The following is a 23,319-nucleotide window of genomic DNA, read 5'->3' as shown; positions in this document are numbered from 1 at the left end:
TTATCTTCTTTTCTGGCTGCTGTCTTTTTGTATTATTGTATTGTTGTATTATTCACTTAATACAGTTATACAAGAAAAGATCCTGCATGTCAAGAGGTTTTTTCATTCCTCCCGGATACAGGATCCTGTCTGTTCTTTCTGGAACCTTTATGAATTTTTCATGACCACGCTCTCCACCACGTCGGCGGCATGCTCGCAGGCATCGGCGCATTTTTCCAGATAGCTGTAAATCTCCCTCCATGCGATGACGGCCAGCACATCCTTTTCCTCTGAATGAAGGCTGTGCATGCTGGCAATATACAGCCGGTCTGCCTCCTCCTCCAGGGAATTGATCTGGATGATCCGGTCCTTTAACTCTTTAGAACGGCGGAAGTTGGCGAACTCCCGCATGAGGCCGCAGACCTCCTCGCAGCACTGGATCACCAGCTCCAGCATCTTTAAGGCCTCCGGCCGGATGGCCTTTACATTGTTGATATAAATGCGGATGAACACCTCCTCGATCTTATCGGTGAGATCGTCGATCTGCTCGCTTAAGGCCGCGATGTCCTCCCGCTCGATGGGAGTAATAAAGGCTTTGGTGAGCCGGTCACTGAGTTCATGCTTTTTCATGTCGGCCTCATGCTCGATCTTATGAAGCTCGTCCAGCCGCATCTTGGTGTCCTCCGGCCTAAAATCGGACAGGATCTCCTTTAAAAGATGGGCGGCCTGACAGGAATATCCGGCGCATTCAATAAAGTTCTGAAAATAAAAATCGTCCTGTTTTTTCGACATATGCTTTCTCCTTTAAAAGATGTACATGAATATTTTTGCCATAATAAAGCTGATGAGGCCGCAGCCTGGGAAGGTGAAGATCCAGGTGAGCACCATATCCTTTACGACGCCAAAGTTGATGGCCGAGATCCGCTTCACCGCTCCCACGCCCATGATGGCGCTGGTCTTTGTGTGGGTGGTGGACACCGGGATCCCGAACAGGCTGGAATAAAGAAGGCAGAGAGCGCCGGATACGTCGGCGGCAAAGCCCTGGTACCGCTCCAGCTTTACCATGTCCATGCCCACGGATTTAATGATCTTTTCTCCGCCCACGCTGGTTCCCAGGGCCATGACCACGCTGCATAGGAGCATGAGCCACACCGGGATCTCCATGCCGCTTACGGAATTCTGGCCATGGGCAAAGGCGGCCCCTAAAAACAGGACGCCGATGAATTTCTGGCCGTCCTGGGCCCCATGCATGAAGCTCATGGCCGCGGCTCCGGCGATCTGGGCAAAGCCGAAGAACCGGTTGGTCCTGCGCCGGTCCATGTCCCGGCAGATGAAGGAGATGATCTTACATACCACCCAGCCGGTGCCAAAGCCCAGCACCAGGCTCAGCACAAGGCCGTAAAGGACCTTGACCCACTCGGCCCCGTTGATGCCTCCGGTGCCGTGCTGGATGGCGATGGCCGCTCCCGAAAGACCGGCGATGAGGCTGTGGCTCTCGCTGGTGGGGATCCCGAAAATGGACGCCCCCACGCTGTATACGACAATGGAGAGCAGGGCCGCGCAGAGGGCGACCAGCGCATTCTGGGTGCTGTCTCCGAAGTCCACCATATTGCTGATGGTGGAGGCCACGGAGCTGTTGATCTGGGTCATGATGAACACGCCCAGGAAATTAAAGAAGGCGCTCATGATGATGGCGTTTCTGGCGCTTAGGCACCGGGTGGTCACGCAGGTGGCGATGGCGTTGGGCGCATCGGTCCACCCGTTTACGAAGATCACCCCCAGGGTGAACAGGGTCGTTACAAGAAGCGCCGGGTTTTCCAGAAGCTCTCCCAGAAAACCAGTAAATGACAGATCCATACCGTTTATTCCTTTCCTGTTTTATCCTGGGAAACGGCAGGGCCGTCCCCCGGCGTCCCGGGCTCCGCAGGGAGCTTTTCCGCCACGGCCCAGTCCACCATATGGTTTTTTACATTTTTTATCTGTATTTTCAATCCGGGGACCTGGACCTCAAAATGTTCACCGTCGGCCGGGATCCGGTCAATCAGCCCCCAGACATACCCGTTGAAGGTATCGTAATCCTCCCGGGGAAGGACGAGCTTAAGGGCGTCCTCTACCTCGTCCAGGGGAGCCGAGCCCTGGATCCGCCAGCAGTTTTCTGAGATCTGCCGGATCTCCTCAGGCCGTTCCTCTTCGTCCTCTGTTTCCAGGTCGCCCACCAGCTCCTCCACCAGGTCGTGAAGGGTCACGATGCCGGTGACGCTGCCGTATTCGTCCAGAAGCACGGCGAAATACTTCCGCTCCTTTTTCATGGCAGAGAGCAGGGAATGGGCCCGCATGGTCTCCGGCACCAGAAACGGCCGGTCCACGGCGTGCTCCATTAAGGACTCTCTGGAGCGGTCCTTCAGACGGAAATAATCCCTGGTGTCCAGGATCCCGATGACGTTGTCCCGGTTCTCCCGGCATACAGGGAAGTATGTAAACCGGGATTCCAGGATGGTCTGGTCCCAGACCGCATCCTCGTCCTCCATATGGAGGAACACCACGTCCTTTCTGTGGGTCCCGGCCTGCTCTGCCGGAGTATCGTCAAACTCGAACACGTTCTGGATCATCTGGCTTTCCTCCGGCCGGATGGTCCCCTGCTCCCGGCCCTCGGCTAACATCATGCGGATCTCCTCCTCGGTCACCACCTCGTCCTCTTCCTCCGGATCGACGCCCAGGAGCCTTAAGATCTGGTTGGTGGAAAAGGTTAAGAGCCACACCACCGGCTTGCAGAGCTTCCAGACGCCGAACAGCATGCCGGACATGCCCAGGGCCATGGAATCCGGCTTTTTCATGGCGATCCGCTTGGGTACCAGTTCACCGAACACAAGGCTGAAATAGGTCAGCGCCAGGGTGATGAGTACCACGGATACCGAATGAAGGACGTTTTCCGGCACCGGAACGCCAAGGCTCATGAGAAGGCCCACCAGGGGCCCGGCAAAGTTTTCTGCCGCAAAGGCGCCGCCCATGAGTCCCGCCAGGGTGATGGCCACCTGGATCGTGGCCAGGAACCGGGCCGGCTGCTCCGTCAGGGCCGTGAGCTTCTTTGCCCGCTTATCTCCGTCGTGGGTCATGCGCTTTAATTTCGCGTCGTTCATGGAGATCACAGCGATCTCCGCACTGGCAAACACTGCGTTTCCAAAAATTAAAAGAATCTGTAATAGGATTGCTCCGATCATGGTTTTATGTAATTTTTCTCCTTTCATGGGGACGTAAATTTTTCCCGCTGTCACATCCGCCGCCGCGGAATGGGAACATGGCCTGCTTAAACGCAAAAAGGTACAGCCTGCAAGCATGTTCATCTCCCAGACTATACCTCTTTATTCCATAAAACGCATGGAGCCTATTCTGTTTTTCCTGTGTCCGTCTCCGTTTGAACCGCCGTCCATGCAGCCGATCACTCCTTTTTTATAAAATCTAAAATGTCTGTAAAATCTGTGTAAAAAAGACGCAGATCTCTTTCAAAAATATCATAACCCGGGAAAGAAGTCAATGGAACGCCGCCAGTCTTAACGGCTTCTTTGCCTCTTTCCCGTTTGTTTTCATCAGCCCTCGATGCTGATGAATTTCCGTTCCTCTTCCTCCGGCTTCTTTGCTTCCTTTTTGGGAACCAGAAGCTTTAAGACGCCGTTCTCAAACCTGGCCCGGATATCCTCTCTTGTGATCTCCTCGCCCACATAAAACTTTCTGCTGCAAGAGCCGGCAAACCGTTCCCTGCGGATATATCTGCCTGCCGCCTCTTCCGTATTTTTATTGGATACGGCGGTGATGGTCAGGGTGCCGTCCTTTAATTCTGCCTGGATATCCTCCTTTTTGCATCCCGGCAGGTTGATATCCAGCTCAAAGCCGCCCTCGTACTCCCGGATATCCGTTTTCATCAGATCGCAGGACACTTCCTTTTCGTACTGCTTCTGGGGCCGTTCAAGGGTGAAAAAGTCATCAAATAAGTTTTCTCCAAAAATGCTGGGCATTAACATAGATCATCGCTCCTTATCTTAAATGGTATTTATATCTGGATCCCTGGTTCCCTTTGGAACTGGTTCTGTTATACCGCTTCTATTAGCACTCGTCAATATTGAGTGCTAATATTTTTTGTGAAAACTTTATGAACTTTTTCTGTCCCGGCTCTTTTGTCTCAGACCTTCCGGTCGTATAGAAGGGCGTTGCAGATGGCGGCAGCCACGTTGCTGCCGCCCTTTCTTCCTCTTGCCACGATACAGGGCACTCCTGCGGAGAGGATCAGCTCCTTGGCCTCCACCACGTTTACAAAGCCCACCGGCACCCCCACCACCAGACGAGGGCGGATCTCTCCGGTGCGGATCTTTTCATACAGCCGCATCAGGGCCGTGGGGGCGTTCCCTACGGCGTAGATGCAGTCCGGGTACAGCCTGGCGGCCTTGTCCACGCTGACCGCCGACCGGGTGATCCCGGACTCCCTGGCGGCCTCCTTCACGTCCTCGTCCCCGATGAAACAGCGGACCTGGACGCCGTGGTCAGCGGCAGCCGTTTTATTGATCCCAGAGGCGGCCATGGTGGTGTCGGTGATGATGGGGATGCCGGAGGCCAGGGCCTCCCGGCCCTTTGATACGGCGTCCTCTGAAAAATACAGGCTTTCCTTATAGGAAAAATCCGCCGTGGTGTGGATCACCCGGCAGAGCACCGGAAGCTGGTCTTTGGGGCAGGTTTTTAAAAACTCCTCCCCCAGCTCTTCTTTTATGATGGCAAAGCTGGCCGCCTCGATCTCCGACGGCCGGGTCGTAAGGAACCGGATCCCGGTCTCCCTGCAGAGCGTTTCTGTCCATTCCATAAGCTTTCTCCTTTTTTCTCACTCACAGCCTGCGGTCCAGGATCCCGTAGATCCGGTCCATATCCAGATTTTCCCTTAGGATCCCCGCCAGCTTTTTATACTGCTCTTCCTTATGGGCAGCCATGGAAAACTCTCCGGCTTCCGGGAGCTGATCCATGGAAATGCCATATTTTCCAGCCAGTAGCTCCCACACGGCCCTCTGGATCTCCTGGGAATCAAAAAAGCCATGGACGTAGGTTCCGGCCGCGCGGCCCTGGATGCAGCCGTCCTCCTTTATGGCAGCTCCGGCCGGGTCCGATTCTTTCCGGATGCCAGTACACGGCCTTCCTCCGGCCCTTTTTGTCTCTCCCATATGGATCTCATATCCCGTGAAGCCAGAGGCTTTGGCTCCTCCCCACTCCTCAAACACCCAGGCGTTCCCCGTCACCCGGGTCCTGGTCTTCTCCCTGGAAAACACCGTTTCCACTGGAAGGAGCCCAAGCCCCCGGAGCGTTCCGCCCTCCTCGATGCCGAAGGGATCCGAAAGCCGCATCCCCAGCATCTGGAAGCCGCCGCAGACGCCGAACACGAAGCAGCCTTCTCCGTATTTTCTTAAAATGGCCGCCTCCATCCCCGTTTCCCTAAGCCACTTCAGATCGCCCATGGTATTTTTCGTGCCTGGAAGGATCACCAGGTCTGCGGCTGAAAGCTCCTCCGGCCGGTCTGCATAATAAAGGGCCACGCCGGGAAGATGCTCCAGGGCATTGAAGTCCGTAAAATTGGAGATCCTGGGAAGCCGCACCACGGCGATCCTGGCAAAAGCCTTTCTTCCATTCCGGTCCATGGCCGTATCCTTTGCCCAGAGCCGGTCTGCCAGGCTGTCCTCGTCATCCAGATCCACGTCCATATAAGGGACCACGCCCGCCACCGGGATGGGACACCGCTCATACAGCATGGAAAGGCCTGGCTTTAAGATTTCCTTATCCCCCCGGAATTTATTAATGATAAAGGCACGGATCCTGGCCCGCTCCCGGTCGGACAGCAGAGCCGCCGTGCCGTAGAGCTGGGCGAATACGCCGCCCCGGTCAATGTCTCCCGCCAGCAGCACCGGCGCGTCGATGAGCTCCGCCAGGCCCATGTTGACAATGTCGTTTTCCCGGAGGTTGATCTCCGCCGGGCTTCCGGCTCCCTCCACCACGATCACGTCAAACCGCTCTGCCAGGCTGTCATAGGCCTTTTTGATCTCCGGGATCAGGCTTTTTTTCATCTTAAAATATTCTGCCGCCGAATAATTTCCCAGTACCTCCCCGTTGACGATCACCTGGGAGCCCATATGGGAGGTGGGCTTTAAAAGCACCGGGTTCATGGCCGCCTCGGGACGGATCCCGGCCGCCTCTGCCTGCATCACCTGGGCCCTCCCCATTTCCAGGCCTTCTTCTGTAATATACGAATTGAGGGCCATGTTCTGGGACTTAAAGGGGGCCACCGATAAGCCGTCCTCCTTAAATATCCTGCAAAGTCCCGCCGCCAGGAAGCTCTTTCCCGCGCTGGACATGGTTCCCTGTATCATGATCACCCGGCTCATACGTTCCTCCTCGTCTGTTTTTATGATCGGATCCCCGCCAGGACCAGGACCGCCGCCAGGGCTGCCGCCCAGGCAGCTCCGTACATGAGACGGCAGGCCCTGGGGATATCCTCCGCCTCCACCGGCCTTTTATCATCCCCGATGGTCTTTTTCTTATAAAGGGTCCCAAAATACCAGGCGTCTCCTGCCAGCTGTACATGGAGGACGCCGGCGCACACGGCCTCTGTCTGGGCGGAGTTGGGGCTGGCGTGGTTAAAACGGTCCCGGAAAAAGATATGCATCCCTTCCCGCCAGTCCATGCCCAGGACAGCCGCCGCCAGTACCATCAGCCCGGCAGAAAGCCTGGCCGGAAGGAAGTTGGCCAGGTCGTCAAGCTTTGCCGCCGCCCGGCCAAAATACAGGTACGCTTCGTTTTTGTACCCCACCATGGAATCCATGGTGTTCACGGCTTTGTAGACCCATCCAAGGACGGGGCCGCCCAGGGCCAGATAAAAAAGCGGGGCGATGACCCCGTCCGAGGTATTTTCCGCCACAGTCTCCACCGCAGCCTTTGTGACGCCTGCCTCTGAAAGACGCTCCGTATCCCGGCCCACGATCATGGACACCGCCCTTCTGGCTCCGGGAAGATCTCCTTTCTTCAGCTCCTGATAGACCTTCATGCTTTCTGTCTGAAGGGATCTGGCTGCCAGAAGCTGGTAGCAGAGGACCGCCGATACAGCCAGGTACAGCCAGACCGAAACCTCCCGGCACAGGGCCAGGAGAGCCCACAGGGCTCCTCCGGTGATCCCGCATACCGCCGCAACCAGAAAAAGGCCTCCCAGAAGAAGCCCTTTTTCCGTTTTTTTACATATTTTCCTTAAAACCGCTTCCAGCCGTCCAATGAGCCAGCCGATGAGACGCACCGGATGGTAAAGGAACTGTGGATCTCCCAGGACCCAGTCCAGCAGAAACCCCAGGGCTGCAGCCCAGGCCCAGATCATTCTGTCCATAAATTCACGTTTTTCCTTTATTTCAGATATTTTTCGTTATTTTTATATGTGATATAAATGGTATACAGAGTCAGCCCTAAAAAGATCACCAGGCATAAGGTGGGAAGGAAGATCTTTTCGTAATACATGGCGAACACGGCCAGATCCAGTCCCCAGAGGATCTTCGTAAAGCCCTCCACCTTGCACCAGGCGGCCCTTCCCTCATCCTCAATAAGGATCTTGGACCGGATGGGAACGTAGATCCCTCCTGTTACCAGAGCGCCGTAGATCAGAAGACCCAGACTGATGATCAGTAAAAATGGAGCTATCATGTTTGCTACCTGCCTTTCTCTTATTTCGTATCCTTAAAGTATACTATATAATTGAAATTTTCGCAACATCTGTCAGACAGAAATGGCCGTTCTCCTCCCCAGTCCGGCAGAGATACCCCGAAAGGCAGCCGGTCTGCCAGGAATAATATTCCCGCTCCGGCCGGCCAAAGGCCTCCAGCACGGCCATGATGGAGCCGCCGTGGATCACGAACACCGCCGTGCCGTCTGTTTTTCCCATAAGGGCACGTACCTCCTGCCGGAAGGCATCTGCGCACCGGCCCTTGAACTGCGCCACAGCCTCGCCTCCCGGGAACCCGTCTGTTCCGCCGGAATCGATGAACCGCTGGTAATCCGCATCCCCGGAAAGCTCCCTGTAATTTTTGTACTCAAACCGGCCAAAGTCACATTCCGAAAGGCCGGGCACCAGACGGACGGGAACGCCCGAAAAGTCCTTTTCTGGAAAAACCAGGGCTGCCGTCTCCAGGCACCGTCTCATGGGGCTTGCGTACACCGCCGCCACCGGGCCCAGAAGCCCGTAAAGAAGCTGCTTCCGCTTCGCTGAGATCTGCCGCAGCCCCTGTATGGCTGCCTCCGTAAGCCCCTCGTCGGTCCTTCCCACATACCGCTTTTCCAGATTGCCCGCCGTCTCCCCGTGGCGGAGAAGAAGGATCCTCATAAAACGCCTCCTGTCTATGAGATCGCCAGATGGCAGACCGCCGCCGCCAGTACCATAAAAAGCTCACAAAGCTGTAAAAAATACCCGGCCAGGTCCCCGGTGACGCCGCCGAACTCCCGGAACACCATCCGCCTGTAATATAAAAATGCCAGGACGGCCCCAAGGACCGCCGCCGCCCCGCAAAGGCCGCCCAGAAGGATCATGGCCCCGGCGGAAACAGCCATATAAAATACCATGGAGGCCGCCACCAGCCGTCTTCTGGAGTCCTTCATGAAATCCGCCAGCATCCCGTGCTCCCTGGCTCCGGGAAATACCGCTGCCGCCAGGCCGCTCAAAGCCCTGGACAGGACGAATCCGGCAGACACAGCTGCCGCCCCCCGGACTGGAAGCTCCGAACAGCCGCCGCAGTATAAAAGCAGGTACAGCCCGCCTCCGGTGACTGCAAAGGCCCCCGCATGGGTATCCTTTAAGATCTGAAGCTTTTTCTCCCGGTCTCCCCAGGAGGCCCTGGCGTCACAGGTGTCCAGAAAGCCGTCCATATGGATGCCCCCCGTTGCCAGAAGCGGCACGGCCGTCAGAAGCGCTCCCTTAAAAAGAGGCCCTGCCCCTGTCCTTTCCATAAAAAGATATACCAGGAAAAATACGGCCCCTGCCAGGACCCCCACCAGGGGAAAGAAGCACATGGCCTTTTTCCGGTCCTCCTCCTCCCAGATAAAATCCGGCACCGGGAGCCTGGAATACATGGAAAAGGCAATCAGAAGGGCCTTCATGGCCGGCCTCCCTTTTTGGCCCCATAGTCCACATAGGATTCCACATGGATCTCCGAAAACGTACTCATGTTTTCATAGACCATGGCTCCCATTTTTAAAAGAGGCAGAAGGGCCACAGCCCCGCTTCCCTCTCCCAGGTGCATCCCGCAGTCCAGAGGGGCCTTTAATCCCAGCTGGTCCATCACCAGACGTCCCGCAGGCTCTGAAGAGACATGAGAGGCCAGGAGGAAGTCCTTCACGTCCCGGCACATGAGCACCGCCAGAAGCGCCGCCGCCGATGAGATAAAGCCGTCGATCACCGCAGGAAGCCTGTACACGGCGGCTCCCAGGAACAGTCCGGCCATGGCGGCGATATCAAAGCCTCCCAGCTCCGTAAGAAGAAGGAGCGCGTCCCGGGGCTCTGCGGAAGCCTCCCAGGAAAAGTCCTTATACCTGGGATACTGCCGGAAAAACCGCTCGCAGGCCGCCTCCACGGCCTTCTGCTTTCTTAAAAGCCCCTGATCCGAGAGACCGGCCCCCCGTCCGGTGACCAGCCTGGGAGGGGCTCCCGTAAGGACCGAGGCCAGGGCGCTGGCCGGGGTGGTGTTCCCGATGCCCATTTCTCCGGAGGCCAGGATCCCATAGCCCATCTGCTTCAGATCCCGGGCCAGGAACGCCCCCGCCAGGAGCGCTCTTTCGCACTGGTCCCCGGTCATGGCCGCCTCTCTCACCAGGTTCCGGCTTCCGGCTCCGGCTCTCCGGTTTAAGAGCACAAAGGGGGCCGGGGCCTCTTTGCCGGAGCCGTCCCAGAGCCGTCCTTCTCCTGTCATGCCCACGTCCACCGGAAACACGTCGGTTCCCGACACCCGGCACATACAGGTCACCGAGGTCTGGCCTTTTGTGAAATTCTCTGCCACGATCCGGGTGACCTCCTGGCCTGTCTGGGTCACGCCCTCCTCCACCACTCCGTGGTCGGCGCACATGACTGCCAGGGCGCTTTTTTCCAGAGGGATCCGTTCTGCGCTTCCCAGGATCCCGGCGATCTTTATAATGTCCTCCTCTAGGATCCCCAGGCTTCCGATGGGCTTTGCCACTGAATTCCACCGGAGCCTGGCCGCCTCCATGGCCTTCTGGTCCGCCGGGCGGATCTCTGAAAGAATCTCCAGAATTTTTTTCATATCTGCCACCGCCTTATGTTCTATGTGATCGTCCGCACTCCCCGTCCCGCCGCCGGGCCGCCAGCTCCAGAAACCGCACCGGCTCATGGCCGTAAAAATAAAGATGGGGAAATCCGGCGTAAAGGCTTTCCGTTCCATAGCCGCAGGACCATTCCCGGGTCCCCACCGGCTTTTTAAAGGAAAAGCAGTCTCCGTTTTCCGGACTGTCCCAGTGATGGAATTCGTGGGCCGGAACGCTGGTCCCGACAGACCCCAGGACACTGTCTCCCATGGCCGTCATGATCCCGTAGCCGAATCTGGAAAGCCGTCCGCTGTCCCGGCTTCCCCCTGGAAGCACACCGCACATGGGCCAGGAGATGCCGTCCGCATCCGCAAGCTCCTGCTTCAGATACAGGTATCCGCCGCATTCGGCGATGCAGGGCATCCCCTGGGCCAGGAGCTCCCGGACGCTGGCCCGCATGGAAGCGTTTTCTGAAAGCTCCTTTCCGTAAAGCTCCGGATAGCCGCCTCCCAGGTAAAGGCCGTCGGCCTCCCCGGGCACCTTTTCGTCATGGATGGGGGAAAAGAACCTGAGCTCTGCGTTCATGGCCTCCAAGGTCTCCAGATTGTCCTGGTAATAGAAGCAGAAAGCCTCGTCCATGGCCACGGCGATCACCGGCTTTTCTCCGTTTTCCTTCCGTATCTGGGGAAGCCTCCGCCTCCGGGCCGGAAGCGGTTCCGCCTCCTTTGCAATGGACAGGATGGCTTCCAGGTCGATCCCTGGCCGGAGCGCTTCAGCCAGCCTGTGGATCTCCTCCCGGAACCCTGGGATCTCCTCCGGCCGCAGAAGTCCCAGGTGACGGCTTTTCAGCCGGAACTCCTCTCCCAACGGCGGCACAAAGCCCACGGCCCGGATCCCCAGCTCTTCCTCTGCCGCCCGTTTAAGGGCCGGGTACAGCATGGGGGACAGCCGGTTGAACAGGACTCCCTTTATATGGCTGTCCGGCCGGAAATTTAAAAAGCCCCGGACAGCGGCCAGGGTGGAAAAGCTTCTGCCCTGGGCGTCGGCCACCAGGATCACCGGCGTATGGGTGCGCTCCGCCACCTCATAGGAGCTGGCCCGGTCCGTACTGCCGCCCAGGCCGTCGTAATAGCCCATGACGCCTTCGATCACCCCCAGGCGGTCCGGCCCGCCATGGAGGCCAAGAAGCTGGATCAGCTCCTCCCGGCTGGAAAAAAAACTGTCCAGGTTATAGGAGGGCACGCCGGCCACCCTCCGGTGGAACATGGGATCGATATAATCCGGGCCGCACTTAAAGGCAGATACCCGGTGCTGTTCCTTTAAAAGCTCCAGGAGGGCACAGGTGATGAGAGTCTTTCCCTGGCCGCTTTTCTCCGCCGCTACCATAAATCTTGGAAACTGCACCTTTTCCATCACTGGTCCTCCCTTCCGGAAAACGCCACGATCCAGACTGGATTGGCCCCCAGCATCAGATGACTGTTTCCTGCTTTTTTCGACCGGGCGGCTGTTACCATGACGATCTCCGGATCTGTCACCGGAAGATCCCTGGGAAGGTCCATGACCGCAGCCAGGGATTCCGGGGTAATAAGGTTCGCCACAAACCGGGTGGTACCATTTTTCCTCAGTACAGTCTCCACGATCCGGCCCATGCTGCCTCCGCTGCCGCCGATGAACACATGGGTGGGGGCAGGAAGCTCCTCAAGGGCCTCCGGGGCAGTCCCGGCCACGATCTCCATGTTGGACAGGGAAAACTGCTGCCGGTTTTTTTCCAGCAGCTCCAGGGCCTCTGGATCCCGCTCAATGGAAAAGACCCGGATCCCGGAGGACAGTCTGGCGCATTCCACCGAAACTGAGCCCGTTCCGGCTCCCACGTCGTAGACCACGGCATTTTCTGTAAGAGCCAGTTTTGAAAGGGACACGGACCGCACTTCCAGCTTTGTCATGGGTGTTTTTCCACGGAGGAAGGCCTCGTCGGGAAGGCCATGGGTCAGAGGCCGGGGGAGAGTCCTCCCTGCCGCCGGATTTTCTGCCAGCACCACCGTAAGCCCGGAGACCTCCCGTTCCCTCATGGTCTCCGGCGTCCCTTCAGAGATCCTCTCATTCGCCAGGGAGAGGTTTTCTCCCACCGTGAGCCGTACCTGGGAAAGGCCCGCATGGAGAAGTCTTTCACATATCTCCTTTAAAGCACTGCTTCCTCCGCAGAGGATGAACACCCGTTTATGAGCCCCCACGGCTCCCTCCAGGTCAGCGTCCCGGCCATGAAGGCTTAAAAAGCAGACGTCCTCCCAGCCCGTTCCGATCCTGGAAAAGAAGTATCCGGCGGAGGAGATCCCCGGGATCACCTTCACCTCAAAGCCGCCATCCCTATTGAATACCTCCAGAAGCCCTCTGGCCCCGCTGAAAAAGCCCGTGTCTCCCGACAGGGCCACGGCCGCCGTATCATACTCTGGATGGTCCTTTAAAAAGCCCAGAATCCTCTCCGGCTGATATTCCCTTAAGACTGGCTTCTGGAAGCCCCTGAGACCGTCGGCCATCCGTCCGGCTCCCGCCAGAACCTGGCTTTCGTCAAAGGCCCGTCTGGCCGCCTCTGTGAAAAGCCCTGGATCTCCCGGTCCCATGCCCACCAGAAATACCTTCCTCTTGTCCATGGACAGGCCAAAAAGCTCCAGAGCCTCCCGAAGGGAGATCCCATCCTCCTTTGGTCTTCCAATTACAATGAGCCCGGCTCCGGCCTGTCCGGCGGCCGATACCTTATCCTCAAAGCCTCCGGCGGTCCCAGACTCCTTGGTGACCATCCAGGCCGCTCCCACGGCATGGAGCATGGCCACGTTCATTTCCACGGAAAATGGCCCCTGCATGGCCACCAGATGATTCCCGTAGAAGCCCAGATCTCCGCAGTCAGACACCACCTGAGGCAAGGACAGCACCCGGGCGTAGATCCGTTCCTCCCAGTCCGGAAGCGCTTTATATTTAGAAAGCTCCTTGCTGCCAGTGGTCACCAGCACATGGCCCTGGGTGCCCTTTAAAAACTCCACGGCCTCCTCCACAGAATCCACGAATACAGGGCTGTGTTCCGTTCCGGCCCCCCCCGCCCTCCAGGACCCCGTATGCTCCCGCAGGATCCGGAAACAGGGGATCTTGCAGACGGCGCAGGCAGCCTTTATGTTTTCCGACACGATCCGGGCAAAGGGGTGGGTGGCGTCCAGCACAAGATCACAGGAAAGCTTGGACAGCTCCTCCCGGATCTCCTCCTGGTCCATCCGTCCTTCATGGACGAGGATGTTCTCTGCCTCCGGCAGACCCTCTCCCCCGTATTCCGTAGCCACAAATACATGGACCTTTACCGGGCCTCCGGCCAGACGCTCTGCCAGGAGCCTCCCCTCTGTGGTCCCGGCAAACAGGGCGGCGGTCCCGATATCATTTACAGGCAGACGGCTCATAGGCGGTATCCTCTGGGCGTTACCATGGATCCGGAAAGCTCCATGGTCTGGCTGTTTCCCACAAAGACGGTAGTAAACATATCCGCCTCATAGCCAGAGAGCTCCCCCAGGGTCATCACCTGGCTTTCTTCGCCCTCTCTTCCGATATTTTTCACCGCCCCGCAGACCGTGTCCGGGCTTTTTTCTTCCATTAAGATCTCACAGGCCCGCCGCAGGTAGCCGGCCCGTTTTTTGCTGGAGGGATTATAGATGCAGACACAGAGGTCTCCCATGGCCGCGGCCCGCAGCCGCTTTTCAATGGTCTCCCAGGGAGTCAGAAGGTCGCTGAGGCTGATGACCGCAAAATCATGCATCAGCGGAGCCCCCAGGACCGCCGCTCCAGAGGAGGCTGCCGTGACCCCGGGAACGATCTCCACAGAAACCTCCGGGTATTCCCTCCCAATCTCCAGGATCAGCCCCGCCATGCCGTATACTCCGGCATCGCCGCTGCAGATCATGGCCGTGGTCCTGCCCTTTGACGCCTCAGAAAACGCCAGGCGGCACCGCTCGGTCTCCCGGCGCATGGGCGTGGCCAGGAATTCCTTTTCTGGATAATACTGCTCTGCTAACTCCACATAGACCGTGTAGCCCACGATAACGTCGCATTCCCTTAGGACCCGGTCCGCCCGGATGGTCATGGAGTCGTGGTCTCCCGGCCCCATGCCCACAACGTACAGCTTTTTCATGCGTCTGTCCCCTTTCTGAATCCTGTGGTAAAGTCCGGCGCATAGAGCCTGGAGTCCGCATAGCCGTTTTCCTCCCTGGTCCCCAGCACGTCGCCGATGAGGATCATGGCGGTCTTTCGGATCCCTTCCCGCTCCGCCGTTTCCTTAAGGGTCGATACCGTACAGCGGACGGCTTTTTCCTCCGGCCATGTGGCCTTATAAACAATGGCTGCCGGAGTGTCCGACCTGTACCCGGCCTCCTTAAGCTCCTCCTCCATCTCCTCCAGAAGCCCGGCGCTTAAAAACACCGCCATGGTGGAGTGATGGGCCGCCAGAGACCGGAAGCTCTCTCTTTCCGGCACAGCCGTCCGCCCGGCCATCCGGGTGATGATCACCGTCTGGGACACCTCCGGAAGGGTCAGCTCCGCTCCCAGGCTGGCGGCGGCTCCGTTAAAGGAGCTGACTCCGGGGCAGACGTCATAGGCGATCCCCATTTCCTCCAGCCGGTCCATCTGTTCCCGTATGGCCCCGTAAAGCGACGGATCCCCCGTATGGAGCCGCACGATGGTCTTTTTCTCTGCCTCTGCCCGCTCCATGACCCCAAGGACCTCCGGAAGGGTCATCCGGGCGCTGTCATGGATCTCACAGCCCTTCTTTGTCCCCTTAAGGAGCTCCGGGTTCACCAGGGAGCCTGCATAGATCACCACGTCCGCCTCCGAGAGCAGCCTGGCCCCCCGGACTGTGATCAGATCCGCCGCGCCGCAGCCGGCGCCCACAAAATGTACCATGGTCTCCTTCTCCTTTATGAAAACAGCACCTGCTCTGCCAGGGCCGCCGCCTCTTTGATACAGTCGTCGCAGCTTTTGATCACCTTGCCGGTCTCGATCCCCTTTAATTCCTTGCAGATCGCCGTTCCGTTGGCCTTTTCAAAGCCGCCCAGGATGGCCCTGGAAAGCTTATAGGACTCTGCCTTGCTGTCGGGCTTTTCCAGATTTCCCGTGCTCCGCTTCATCCCGGCCAGGATGCAGGCTCCCGCCACAGCCCCGCAGGTTCCGTCCATACAGCCCATTCCCAGGCCCAGGGCCTCTGTCATCTTAAACATGGTCTCCTCGTCCACGCCCACCAGGTCGCAGTAGGTGCAGGCCACCGCCTGGGCACAGTTGTATCCTTTTTTATGTCTTTCAATGGTCTTTTCCACCCGAGTATCCATTTCTTTCTCTCCTCTGATTTATTTTTACACTTCGATCTCAAACCCTGTATAGATCTGCTCTGCCATGTCCCCCAGCTCTTCCTTCAGGATCTCCATGGCCCTTTCCCCGGTGCAGTGGCCCGTGCAGATCCGCCGGATCCCGGTCTTTTTGATCCGGTCTGCCAGCTCCCACACCTCCTGGTCCTCGGACCGGAACAGGTGGAAGCCGCCGATAAGGCCGTAGATCTGCTTTCCAGGGAACGCAGCCTCCGCTTCCCGGATGATCACATCTGCGCCGCCGTGGGAGCAGCTGTTGAAGATCACCAGTCCCTCCTTCGTATCAAACACCAAGCTCTGCTCGTGGGAGAAATCGTCAGGCTTCCACCGGCCGTTCTTCTTCACATACATCCCGGCCTTCTTGCCTGTACTGGCAAGGCCCGGCGTCCGGTGGGCAAGAAGCGTCACGCCGGGGATCACCTCCAGGTCTCCGTCGGCATAGACGATCCGGTCCTTATACGTTTCCAGATATCCCCGGCGGATCCCGATGTATTTCTTAAACAGGAAATTTTTCCTGCTGTAACAGTTTTCCTCTGCACTCTTCTGTAAATAAAATTTTGCCGTGGGATTCCTCTTAAAGAACTCTCCAAGGCCGTCTGAATGGTCATAGTGGGCATGGGACAGGACTCCGAACTCCACATCCTCCAGGCGGACCCCCATCTGGTCTGCATTTTCTGCAAAGGCCTCTGTGGTCCCTGTGTCCAGGAGGATCCTGTGGCCGTTGTATTCGATATAGATGGAAAGCCCCCACTCGGCCTTCCACTGGTTTTTTGTGATATTATCCACCAGAACTTTTGCTTTCATAGATACGTCCCCTTTCTGCGCTCTAGTCCCGGCTCCGCTCCAGGATCTCCTCCATGGCCCGGCAGAACAGCTCCAGCCCCCTCTGGTCCTCTTTTGTAAACCGTCCCAGCCTTGGGCTGTCCATATCCAGGACGCCGTAAAGTTCACCGTTTCTATGGAGCGGGATCACGATCTCGGAATTGGAGGCGCAGTCACATGCAATATGTCCGGGAAACTGGTGGACGTCCTCCACCCGCACCGTCTGGTCCTTTTCTGCCGCCGTTCCGCAGACGCCGCGGCCCGGCAGGATCCTGGTACAGGCCGGTTTTCCCTGGAACGGCCCCAGGATCAGGCTCCCGTCCCTCCACAGATAAAATCCGGCCCAGTTGAGCCCCTCCAGGCTGTGGTATAAAAGCGCAGAGGCGTTGGAGAGATTTGTGATCTCATACTCCACATCCTCTGCCAGGGCCAGGAGCTGGTCCCTTAAAAGCGTATAATCCGTCATAGTCCTCTCCTTTTTATATTCCATTATCCGGCCCGTCTTCTCCCGCCGGCTCCTCTCCGGCAGCCAGCACAAGGAGATCCCGGGCGTTTTCAGTGGCTCCCAGGAGCGTTCCTGCGGCGTCGAATACCAGGATGCCCGTTTCCAGGGTCTCCGGGACCCGCCGCCTCATATACCAGTCCATGCGCTCCAGAAGCGCTCCCATGGTCTCCTTAAGGATACCGGCCGCCTTAAGCTCCTCCAGGGCCTGCTCCGTCGTATTGGCCTCCTGGATCCTTTTTAACGTTCCAGTCCCGGCTCCGGCCCGCAGGGCGCAGGCCACAAGCGTCTCCATCCGGCCGTCCCCTTCCTTTGAATGGGTGTTCATGATGCCGCAGCCCAGCTTCACCAGCTTTCCCAGGTGGCCCGCCAGGAGAAGACCGGAAAAGCCCAGCTCTCCGGCCATATCCAGGGTCCTGCCCACAAAATTGCTGCACACCACCGCCGGTATTTTTCCGATCCCCTCCCGCTCCAGATAGGACCAGAGGAACCTCTCCCCCATGTTTCCGGGCACAGCGGCTGCAAACCGTCTTCCCTCAGACCGCAGCACCTGCATATGGGCCCGGATGGTCTCTATGAGGGCTTCCTCGCTCATGGGCTCCACAATGCCGCTGGTGCCCAGGATCGAGATCCCCCCGGTGATCCCAAGAACTGGATTAAAGGTCTTTTCCGCCGTCTTCTCTCCTCCGGGAACAAAGATCAGGATCTTCACTGTCCGGTCCAGCCCGGCCTCCTCTAAGACCTCTGCAACAGCAGTCTCGATCATCCTCCGGGGAACGGAATTGATGGCCGCCGCTCCCACCGGCTGGTCCAGGCCTGCCTTTGTCACCCGGCCCACGCCTTCTCCTCCGTCAATGATCACCCGGGCATTCCCTGTGTTTTCCGGCAGGAACCGGGCCTGGGCAAAGACCAGAAGGCCATCGGTCACATCGGGATCATCCCCGGCGTCCTTTTTTACTGCACAGGAGGCGGCGCCGTTCCCTGCTTTTTTCTCCATCAGCGGGACCCGCACCATCTGGCCCGCCGGGGTCATAAGCTCCGCCGTTTCCGGCCATATGCCAGAGATCAGGAAGGAGACGGCTCCCTGGGCTGCCAGGGCCGCGCAGGTGCCGGTGGTATACCCCCGCCTCAGCATTTTTTTATCCTTATAAACGAGAGCTTCCATGGTCCCAGTCCTCAAGAATTGCTGATAAAAGGCCGTCGGCCGTATAGTCCCTGGCGATCTTCATGCGCCGGATCCCAAAGGCGCTTAAGGCCTCCGCCGTGGCCTTCCCGATGCACACCGGGCAGGGACCTGTTTCCAGGAGCCTTCTTTTTTCATCCGCAAGCTCTCCAAAAAAGCCACGGACGCCGGAACCGCTTTCAAAGGTAAGGTAATGGAGCCTGGAAAGCTCCGAAAGCGCTTCCCTGCCCACTGGCTCCGCCTCCACGTCGTAGACAGGAACATCCAGGACAGAGATCCCCCCCTGGCACAATGCCTCCCTCAGGATGGGGGAGCCCATTCTGGCCCTGGGGATCAGCACAGATTCTCCGGGACGGATCCGGCTTAAGAGCCCCCGGGCCAGGGCCTCTGTGGTATATTCCTCCGGCATATAGTCCGGGAAAAAGCCCTGCTCCTCCAGGGCCTTTCCGGTGCCGCTGCCCACCACGGCAAATTTCACATGGCCCAGGGCCCTGAGATCCATCCGGCCCTCCCTCATGGCCTCAAAAAAGATCCGGACGCCGTTGGTGCTGGTAAAGACGATCCAGGAGACCTGATCCAGCCGGTCCAGGTGCCCGGACAGTCCCTCTTTATTTAACGGTACGATCCTGGAGATTCCTGCCCGGACCACCGACGCTCCCTGGGATACAAGCTTTTCTGAAAGCTTGTTCCACATGCCGTCCGTCCCGGTGATCCCCACCAGGGCTCCGCTTAGGGGAAGCTCTTTTTTACAGGTCATGGAAAAAGCGGCCACCGGGCCCACCACGATGATCCCCGGCGGTTTCAGACCAGCCCTTCGTACAGCCTCTGGAAGAGACGAAAGCGCCGCCCGGACGCACCGGCTGTCCGGCAGGGTCCCGTTGGTGACCACCGCCGCCGGAGTCCGGGGATCCTTTCCGTATTTTATAAGATTTTCCACGATCTTTTCCAGGTTAGAGAGACCCATGAGAAAAATGAGGGTCCCCGGAAGGCGGGCGTACTGGTCAAAGCCTCCGGTAAGACTGTCCCCGTCTCCGGCTCCCACCGCCGTATGGCCTGTGATCACATGGAAGCTCTGGCCTACCCCACGGTGGGTCACCGGGATCCCGGCGTGGGAAAGGGCCGCAATGGCCGACGTCACGCCGGGGACCACCTCATAGGGGATCCCATGGGCAGAGAGGCTATGGATCTCCTCTCCGCCCCGGCCAAAGACAAAGGGATCTCCGCCCTTCAAACGGATCACCCGCTTTCCCTTTAACGCCCACTCCACCAGGATCCCGTTGATCTCCTCCTGGGTCCTGCTGTGACGGCCAGATTCTTTGCCCACATAAATCTTTTCGCAGCCCGCCGGTACCAGCTCCAAAAACTCCCGGGAGGCCAGCCGGTCGTAGACCAGGACCTCCGCTGTTTCCAGAAGCTCTTTTCCCCGGAGGGTCAGAAGCCCCGGATCGCCTGGTCCGGCTCCCACCAGAAATACCATCCCCTTATTCATGATCCAGTCCCTCCGTAACCGCCGCAGCCAGGGCCTCATATTCCTCAGGCGCTCCGGAGATCTCCCGGCGCAGGATCCCGTTCTCCGTCCCCTTCATGAGCTTTATGTGGAAGCTGCCATTTTCTGAATAGCTGTATACGCCCACGGCCCCGGTGCATCCGGCTCCCAGGCGCTTTAATACCAGCCGCTCTGCCGCCAGGGACCGGAAGGCAGCTGGATCGTTGATGGCCGCAAACACATGGGAAAATTCCGTATGCTCCCGGCTTTCCACCGCGATGATCCCCTGGCCTCCGGCTGGGATGAATTCTTTCTCCGGCAGCCGTTCAAACGAAAACTCCGGGTCTGAAAGCAGGCCCATACGCTTTAATCCCGCCGCTGCCAGAAGGATGGCGTCATACTCTCCCTCCCGGAGCTTATTGAGCCTTGTCTGGATATTTCCCCGTAAAAGGGCGCAGCGGGCGTTCCTCATCTCCCGGATCTGCACCTGGCGGCGGGGGCTTCCGGTCCCCACCAGAAGCGGCCCGTCCGGAAGCGGCCTTCCCTTTACAGTCACCAGCACGTCTCCGGCGTCCTCCCTGGGAAGCGCTGCCGCAATGACCAATCCCTTAGCCAGCTCCTCCGGCATGTCCTTGGCGCTGTGGACCGCTCCGTCGATGCGTCCCTCCAGAAGGGCCCTTTCAAATTCTGAGATAAACGCTCCCTTTCCGCCAAATTCCACCAGAGGCCGGTCCAGGATCCGGTCGCCTCTGGTCACAATGGGGACCAGCTCCGCCGTAAGCTCCGGAAAAGCCCGTTCAATGGCCTCCGCCGCTAATCTGGCCTGGGCCATGGCCAGAGGGCTTTTCCTGGTTCCCAGGCGGATCACCTTTTTTTCCTTATTCAACGGCCGGTCTCTCCTTTCTCCTTCACGATCACCAGGGAATAATACCCGGCGTCCTCCGGGATATCCTGGGCCCGGCCAATGAGCCGTTCCCCTTCCATCCCGCAGTTTTCTGCCATCAAAACCTCATACTCCCCGGAGACCAGGGCCTTTTTCACGGCTCCCATCTGTTTTCCGGATTTCATTAGCACCCGGGTGCCGGGGAGGGAAAGCCCCTCCTCCAGGGGAAAGGAGCCCGGAAGGATATGGATGGGCGTACTGCCATCCCCCAGGCTCACAGACAGCCTGGCTGCCGCCGCACAGAAGGAGGTGACCCCGCTTACGATCTCTGCCTCATAGCCCATGGCAGTGAGCCGCCTGTGCAGATACATGTATGTAGAGTAGACGGCCGGGTCTCCCAGGGTAAGGAATACCAGATCCCGGCCCTGGTCCAGGTATCCTGCGGCCTTTTCTGCCAGGCGGTCATGGCTCTCCTTTAACCGTTCCGGATCCCTGGTCATGAGAAATGGAAACGGGACCACTTCTTTTTCCCGGATCTCCTCCACCGCTCCGGCGGCGATCTGGTAGGCCTTACAGGTCTCCTTATGCTCCGCCGGGATCCCGATGACTCCGGCGTTTTTTATGAGCCTTGCAGCTTTTATGGTCAGAAGCTCCGGATCCCCCGGGCCCACTCCGACACCGTATATCTTTCCAGCCATAACTTCTTTATACTCCTTTAAAAAGGAACCGGTCCAGGAGCCGTTGGCCCTCCGGAACCAGGATCCCTGTTTTTTCAGCTTCCTTTTCACAATATGGACGGGACCTTACCGCCTTCCTCCGGCTGTCGTAAAGAAGATACGGCACCGGCCCTGCCGTGTGGATCTTAAGCGCTGCCGGGGTCGCGTGGTCCGGCAGTACCAGGATCCGGAACTCCTCTCCGCTTTCTTTTAACCCCTGGTAAATGGGCCCGGCCACCAGCCGGTCCAGATTTTCAATGGCCCGGATCTTTTCCTCGAAGCTCCCCTTATGCCCGGCCGCGTCCGGGGCCTCCAGATGCACATAGCAGAAATCCATTCCCGCCTCCAGAAGCGCCTTTAAGGCCGCCCGGGCCTTTCCTCCATAATCCGTATCCAGGCTTCCATCGGCCCCGGGCACGGAAAGGAGCTTAAGTCCTGCGGCCAGGGCCAGTCCTTTGATGACGCCCGTGGCAGTGACTGCTGCTCCGGAAAGTCCGGTCTTTTCAGAAAAATCCGGCAGCTCACAGGCGGTCCCGGTACCCCAGAGCCAGAAGCAGGCGCGCTCCCGGGGAAACCTTGCCCTTAGCGCCAGATAACTGTCCTCGGAAAACTTCCTTAGCGCTCTCTGCTCCGGCAGAAAATCCCCGATCCGTTTTCCCATCATCTCATGGGGCGGAACAAGCCCACAGCCGCCTGCGGCATCATTCATGAGGCCAGGGGACTTTAAGAGCCCGTCCTTCCACAAAAGGAGGCACTTCCCGTTTCTTCCCGGGACCAGAGACAGGGCAGACTCTTTTCCCATGGCCTCCTTTACGGATATGTAAGCCTCTTCTTCTTTTCCCGCCAGGGCCCCCGGACCTCCCATCTGCATTTCTTCAAATGCCGGGCCGTCTCCCGAAAGACCCGTCAGATCGCAGCGGAATGCCAGGTCATGAACTCCCAGGCAGATCCCCAGGGCCAGGGCCTCCAGGGACGCCCGGCCACGGTAATACCGTTTTCCTTCGTATCCCAGGATCGAGAGGTTTGCCGTATCGCTTCCGGGAGCCATCCCCTCCGGCACGGTCCTCACAAGGCCCGTCTCTCCGCCGCCGCAGAGCCGGTCAAGGACCGGGGTGCGGGCCAGCTCCAGAGGCGTTCTCCCTCCGGGACAGGCTTCCGGCAGGTCTGCCATCCCGTCTCCCAGGATCACTGCGTATTTCACCAGCGCACCGGTCCTTTGCCGAAGACGGTTCCCTCAAAGTTTCCCTTATATTCCCTGGGAAGCTCCGTTCCCTCCTCCAGGGCCCGGTAAAGCTCCGTCACCATCCGTACTCCAAAGGGGACTGTTTTATAAAATTCCAGCTCCAGGTAATCGGCCACGGTCTTTAGACCCCGGACCGGCCGTCTCCGCATCAGCATGCCGTGGACCTGGTCGTAATGGCCCGCAGCCCGCAGTCCCAGGCATATGAACGTCTTGACAAGCTCTCCGGAATTAACAAAGATCCGCATGGCCGCCTTGAAGCTCATGATGCACTCCCCCACGGTCTCCCGGCTTTCCGAAAGGACCCGGGAGGCGGCCAGCCTGGTCATGGAGGTGTTTTTCACATGGGAGGTCACATCTGCCCGCAGGGGCGTCATCCCTTCCCGGACCAGGAGCCTCCGGTCCAGCTCTGTCTCGATCTCTCCGTGAGTGAAAATGGTGCTGTCATCCGTATGGTTTACATATTCATGAAGGCTGTGATCCAGGGCGAAATGACAGGCAAAGCCCAGCAGGTACGCCTCGATGGCTGCCTTTTTTTCCGGATCCTTCTCCTTTTCCCAGGCCTTTATGCCATGGAAAAACAGCACCCGGGCCGGCTCCTCGTGGAGCCAGAAGCCCTTATGGACGATCCGGTTATCATTTAATGAACGGTAAAAGAACAGGATGTCCGGCCCAAAAAGCCCCAGATAAAAGCAGTCCTTTTCCCTCCGGACCGCCCTCCGGATCCCCGGATCCAGCTTCCTGTAAACCAGACGTCCAAACAGATCATGGGCAAATGCTGCCGGCATATGGAACACCCCTTTC

24 protein-coding genes are annotated in these 23,319 nt (G+C 58.3%); all 24 read right to left on the bottom strand.

Annotation, left to right across the window (positions count from 1 at the left end):
• Positions 1-147: 147 nt before the first annotated feature.
• Positions 148-771, bottom strand: coding sequence for a DUF47 domain-containing protein (locus OCV69_RS01435; RefSeq protein WP_158357075.1), 624 nt, complete (start codon positions 769-771; stop codon positions 148-150).
• 12 nt (positions 772-783) lie between these two features.
• Positions 784-1,836 (bottom strand): inorganic phosphate transporter, encoded by a 1,053-nt coding sequence (locus OCV69_RS01430; RefSeq protein WP_158357074.1) that lies wholly within the window; start codon positions 1,834-1,836, stop codon positions 784-786.
• Positions 1,837-1,841: 5 nt separating this feature from the next.
• Positions 1,842-3,320 (bottom strand): hemolysin family protein, encoded by a 1,479-nt coding sequence (locus tag OCV69_RS01425; RefSeq protein ID WP_262562918.1) that lies wholly within the window; start codon positions 3,318-3,320, stop codon positions 1,842-1,844.
• Positions 3,321-3,563: 243 nt separating this feature from the next.
• Positions 3,564-3,995: an Hsp20/alpha crystallin family protein gene (locus OCV69_RS01420; protein WP_158357073.1), complete on the bottom strand. Its 432-nt coding sequence runs from the start codon at positions 3,993-3,995 to the stop codon at positions 3,564-3,566.
• Between the two features lie 158 nt (positions 3,996-4,153).
• Complete coding sequence (locus OCV69_RS01415) at positions 4,154-4,825, bottom strand: precorrin-8X methylmutase (protein WP_158357072.1); 672 nt, start codon at positions 4,823-4,825, stop codon at positions 4,154-4,156.
• A 22-nt stretch (positions 4,826-4,847) separates the two neighbouring features.
• A complete protein-coding gene (locus OCV69_RS01410) occupies positions 4,848-6,389 on the bottom strand; it encodes a cobyric acid synthase (RefSeq protein ID WP_158357071.1) in 1,542 nt (513 codons plus the stop codon).
• A gap of 20 nt (positions 6,390-6,409) precedes the next feature.
• Positions 6,410-7,378 carry an adenosylcobinamide-phosphate synthase CbiB gene (gene cbiB, locus OCV69_RS01405; RefSeq protein ID WP_262562917.1) on the bottom strand — a complete coding sequence of 323 codons (969 nt, stop codon included), beginning with the start codon at positions 7,376-7,378 and terminating at the stop codon, positions 6,410-6,412.
• Positions 7,379-7,395: 17 nt separating this feature from the next.
• Positions 7,396-7,689 carry a hypothetical protein gene (locus tag OCV69_RS01400; RefSeq protein ID WP_022272769.1) on the bottom strand — a complete coding sequence of 98 codons (294 nt, stop codon included), beginning with the start codon at positions 7,687-7,689 and terminating at the stop codon, positions 7,396-7,398.
• Between the two features lie 43 nt (positions 7,690-7,732).
• Positions 7,733-8,365, bottom strand: a complete 633-nt coding sequence (locus OCV69_RS01395; protein ID WP_158357070.1) for a histidine phosphatase family protein — start codon at positions 8,363-8,365, stop codon at positions 7,733-7,735.
• 14 nt (positions 8,366-8,379) lie between these two features.
• Positions 8,380-9,135, bottom strand: coding sequence for an adenosylcobinamide-GDP ribazoletransferase (locus tag OCV69_RS01390; RefSeq protein WP_158357069.1), 756 nt, complete (start codon positions 9,133-9,135; stop codon positions 8,380-8,382).
• Complete coding sequence (cobT, locus tag OCV69_RS01385; protein ID WP_158357068.1) at positions 9,132-10,292, bottom strand: nicotinate-nucleotide--dimethylbenzimidazole phosphoribosyltransferase; 1,161 nt, start codon at positions 10,290-10,292, stop codon at positions 9,132-9,134. The genes OCV69_RS01390 and cobT overlap by 4 nt, the downstream gene beginning before the upstream one ends.
• A gap of 13 nt (positions 10,293-10,305) precedes the next feature.
• Positions 10,306-11,706 (bottom strand): cobyrinate a,c-diamide synthase, encoded by a 1,401-nt coding sequence (locus OCV69_RS01380; protein WP_158357067.1) that lies wholly within the window; start codon positions 11,704-11,706, stop codon positions 10,306-10,308.
• Positions 11,706-13,733 carry a precorrin-6A reductase gene (gene cobK / locus OCV69_RS01375; protein WP_158357066.1) on the bottom strand — a complete coding sequence of 676 codons (2,028 nt, stop codon included), beginning with the start codon at positions 13,731-13,733 and terminating at the stop codon, positions 11,706-11,708. Before cobK ends, OCV69_RS01380 begins: the two co-directional genes overlap by 1 nt.
• Complete coding sequence (gene cobJ / locus OCV69_RS01370; protein WP_158357065.1) at positions 13,730-14,458, bottom strand: precorrin-3B C(17)-methyltransferase; 729 nt, start codon at positions 14,456-14,458, stop codon at positions 13,730-13,732. Before cobJ ends, cobK begins: the two co-directional genes overlap by 4 nt.
• Entirely contained in the window at positions 14,455-15,225 is a 771-nt protein-coding gene (gene cobM, locus OCV69_RS01365; protein ID WP_158357064.1) for a precorrin-4 C(11)-methyltransferase, read from the bottom strand. The genes cobJ and cobM overlap by 4 nt, the downstream gene beginning before the upstream one ends.
• Before the next feature lie 14 nt (positions 15,226-15,239).
• Complete coding sequence (locus tag OCV69_RS01360; protein ID WP_022273651.1) at positions 15,240-15,647, bottom strand: C-GCAxxG-C-C family protein; 408 nt, start codon at positions 15,645-15,647, stop codon at positions 15,240-15,242.
• A 24-nt stretch (positions 15,648-15,671) separates the two neighbouring features.
• Positions 15,672-16,487, bottom strand: a complete 816-nt coding sequence (locus OCV69_RS01355; protein WP_158357063.1) for an MBL fold metallo-hydrolase — start codon at positions 16,485-16,487, stop codon at positions 15,672-15,674.
• Between the two features lie 22 nt (positions 16,488-16,509).
• Entirely contained in the window at positions 16,510-16,971 is a 462-nt protein-coding gene (locus OCV69_RS01350; protein ID WP_158357062.1) for a GAF domain-containing protein, read from the bottom strand.
• 13 nt (positions 16,972-16,984) lie between these two features.
• On the bottom strand, positions 16,985-18,172 hold the full coding sequence (cbiD, locus tag OCV69_RS01345) for a cobalt-precorrin-5B (C(1))-methyltransferase CbiD (protein WP_262562916.1): 1,188 nt from the start codon (positions 18,170-18,172) through the stop codon (positions 16,985-16,987).
• Positions 18,153-19,667, bottom strand: a complete 1,515-nt coding sequence (gene cobA / locus OCV69_RS01340; RefSeq protein ID WP_416782428.1) for a uroporphyrinogen-III C-methyltransferase — start codon at positions 19,665-19,667, stop codon at positions 18,153-18,155. The genes cbiD and cobA overlap by 20 nt, the downstream gene beginning before the upstream one ends.
• 4 nt (positions 19,668-19,671) lie before the next feature.
• Entirely contained in the window at positions 19,672-20,562 is an 891-nt protein-coding gene (gene hemC / locus OCV69_RS01335) for a hydroxymethylbilane synthase (RefSeq protein ID WP_158357060.1), read from the bottom strand.
• A complete protein-coding gene (gene cobI, locus OCV69_RS01330) occupies positions 20,559-21,257 on the bottom strand; it encodes a precorrin-2 C(20)-methyltransferase (protein ID WP_158357059.1) in 699 nt (232 codons plus the stop codon). Before cobI ends, hemC begins: the two co-directional genes overlap by 4 nt.
• A 7-nt stretch (positions 21,258-21,264) precedes the next feature.
• On the bottom strand, positions 21,265-22,476 hold the full coding sequence (apgM, locus tag OCV69_RS01325) for a BPG-independent phosphoglycerate mutase family protein (RefSeq protein ID WP_158357058.1): 1,212 nt from the start codon (positions 22,474-22,476) through the stop codon (positions 21,265-21,267).
• Entirely contained in the window at positions 22,473-23,303 is an 831-nt protein-coding gene (locus tag OCV69_RS01320) for a zinc dependent phospholipase C family protein (protein WP_022273660.1), read from the bottom strand. The genes apgM and OCV69_RS01320 overlap by 4 nt, the downstream gene beginning before the upstream one ends.
• Between the last annotated feature and the right edge of the window lie 16 nt (positions 23,304-23,319).

This window comes from Alitiscatomonas aceti (assembly GCF_025567195.1).
Classification (GTDB): Bacteria; Bacillota; Clostridia; order Lachnospirales; family Lachnospiraceae; genus Alitiscatomonas; species Alitiscatomonas aceti.
This window is presented reverse-complemented; position numbering and strand designations above follow the sequence as displayed.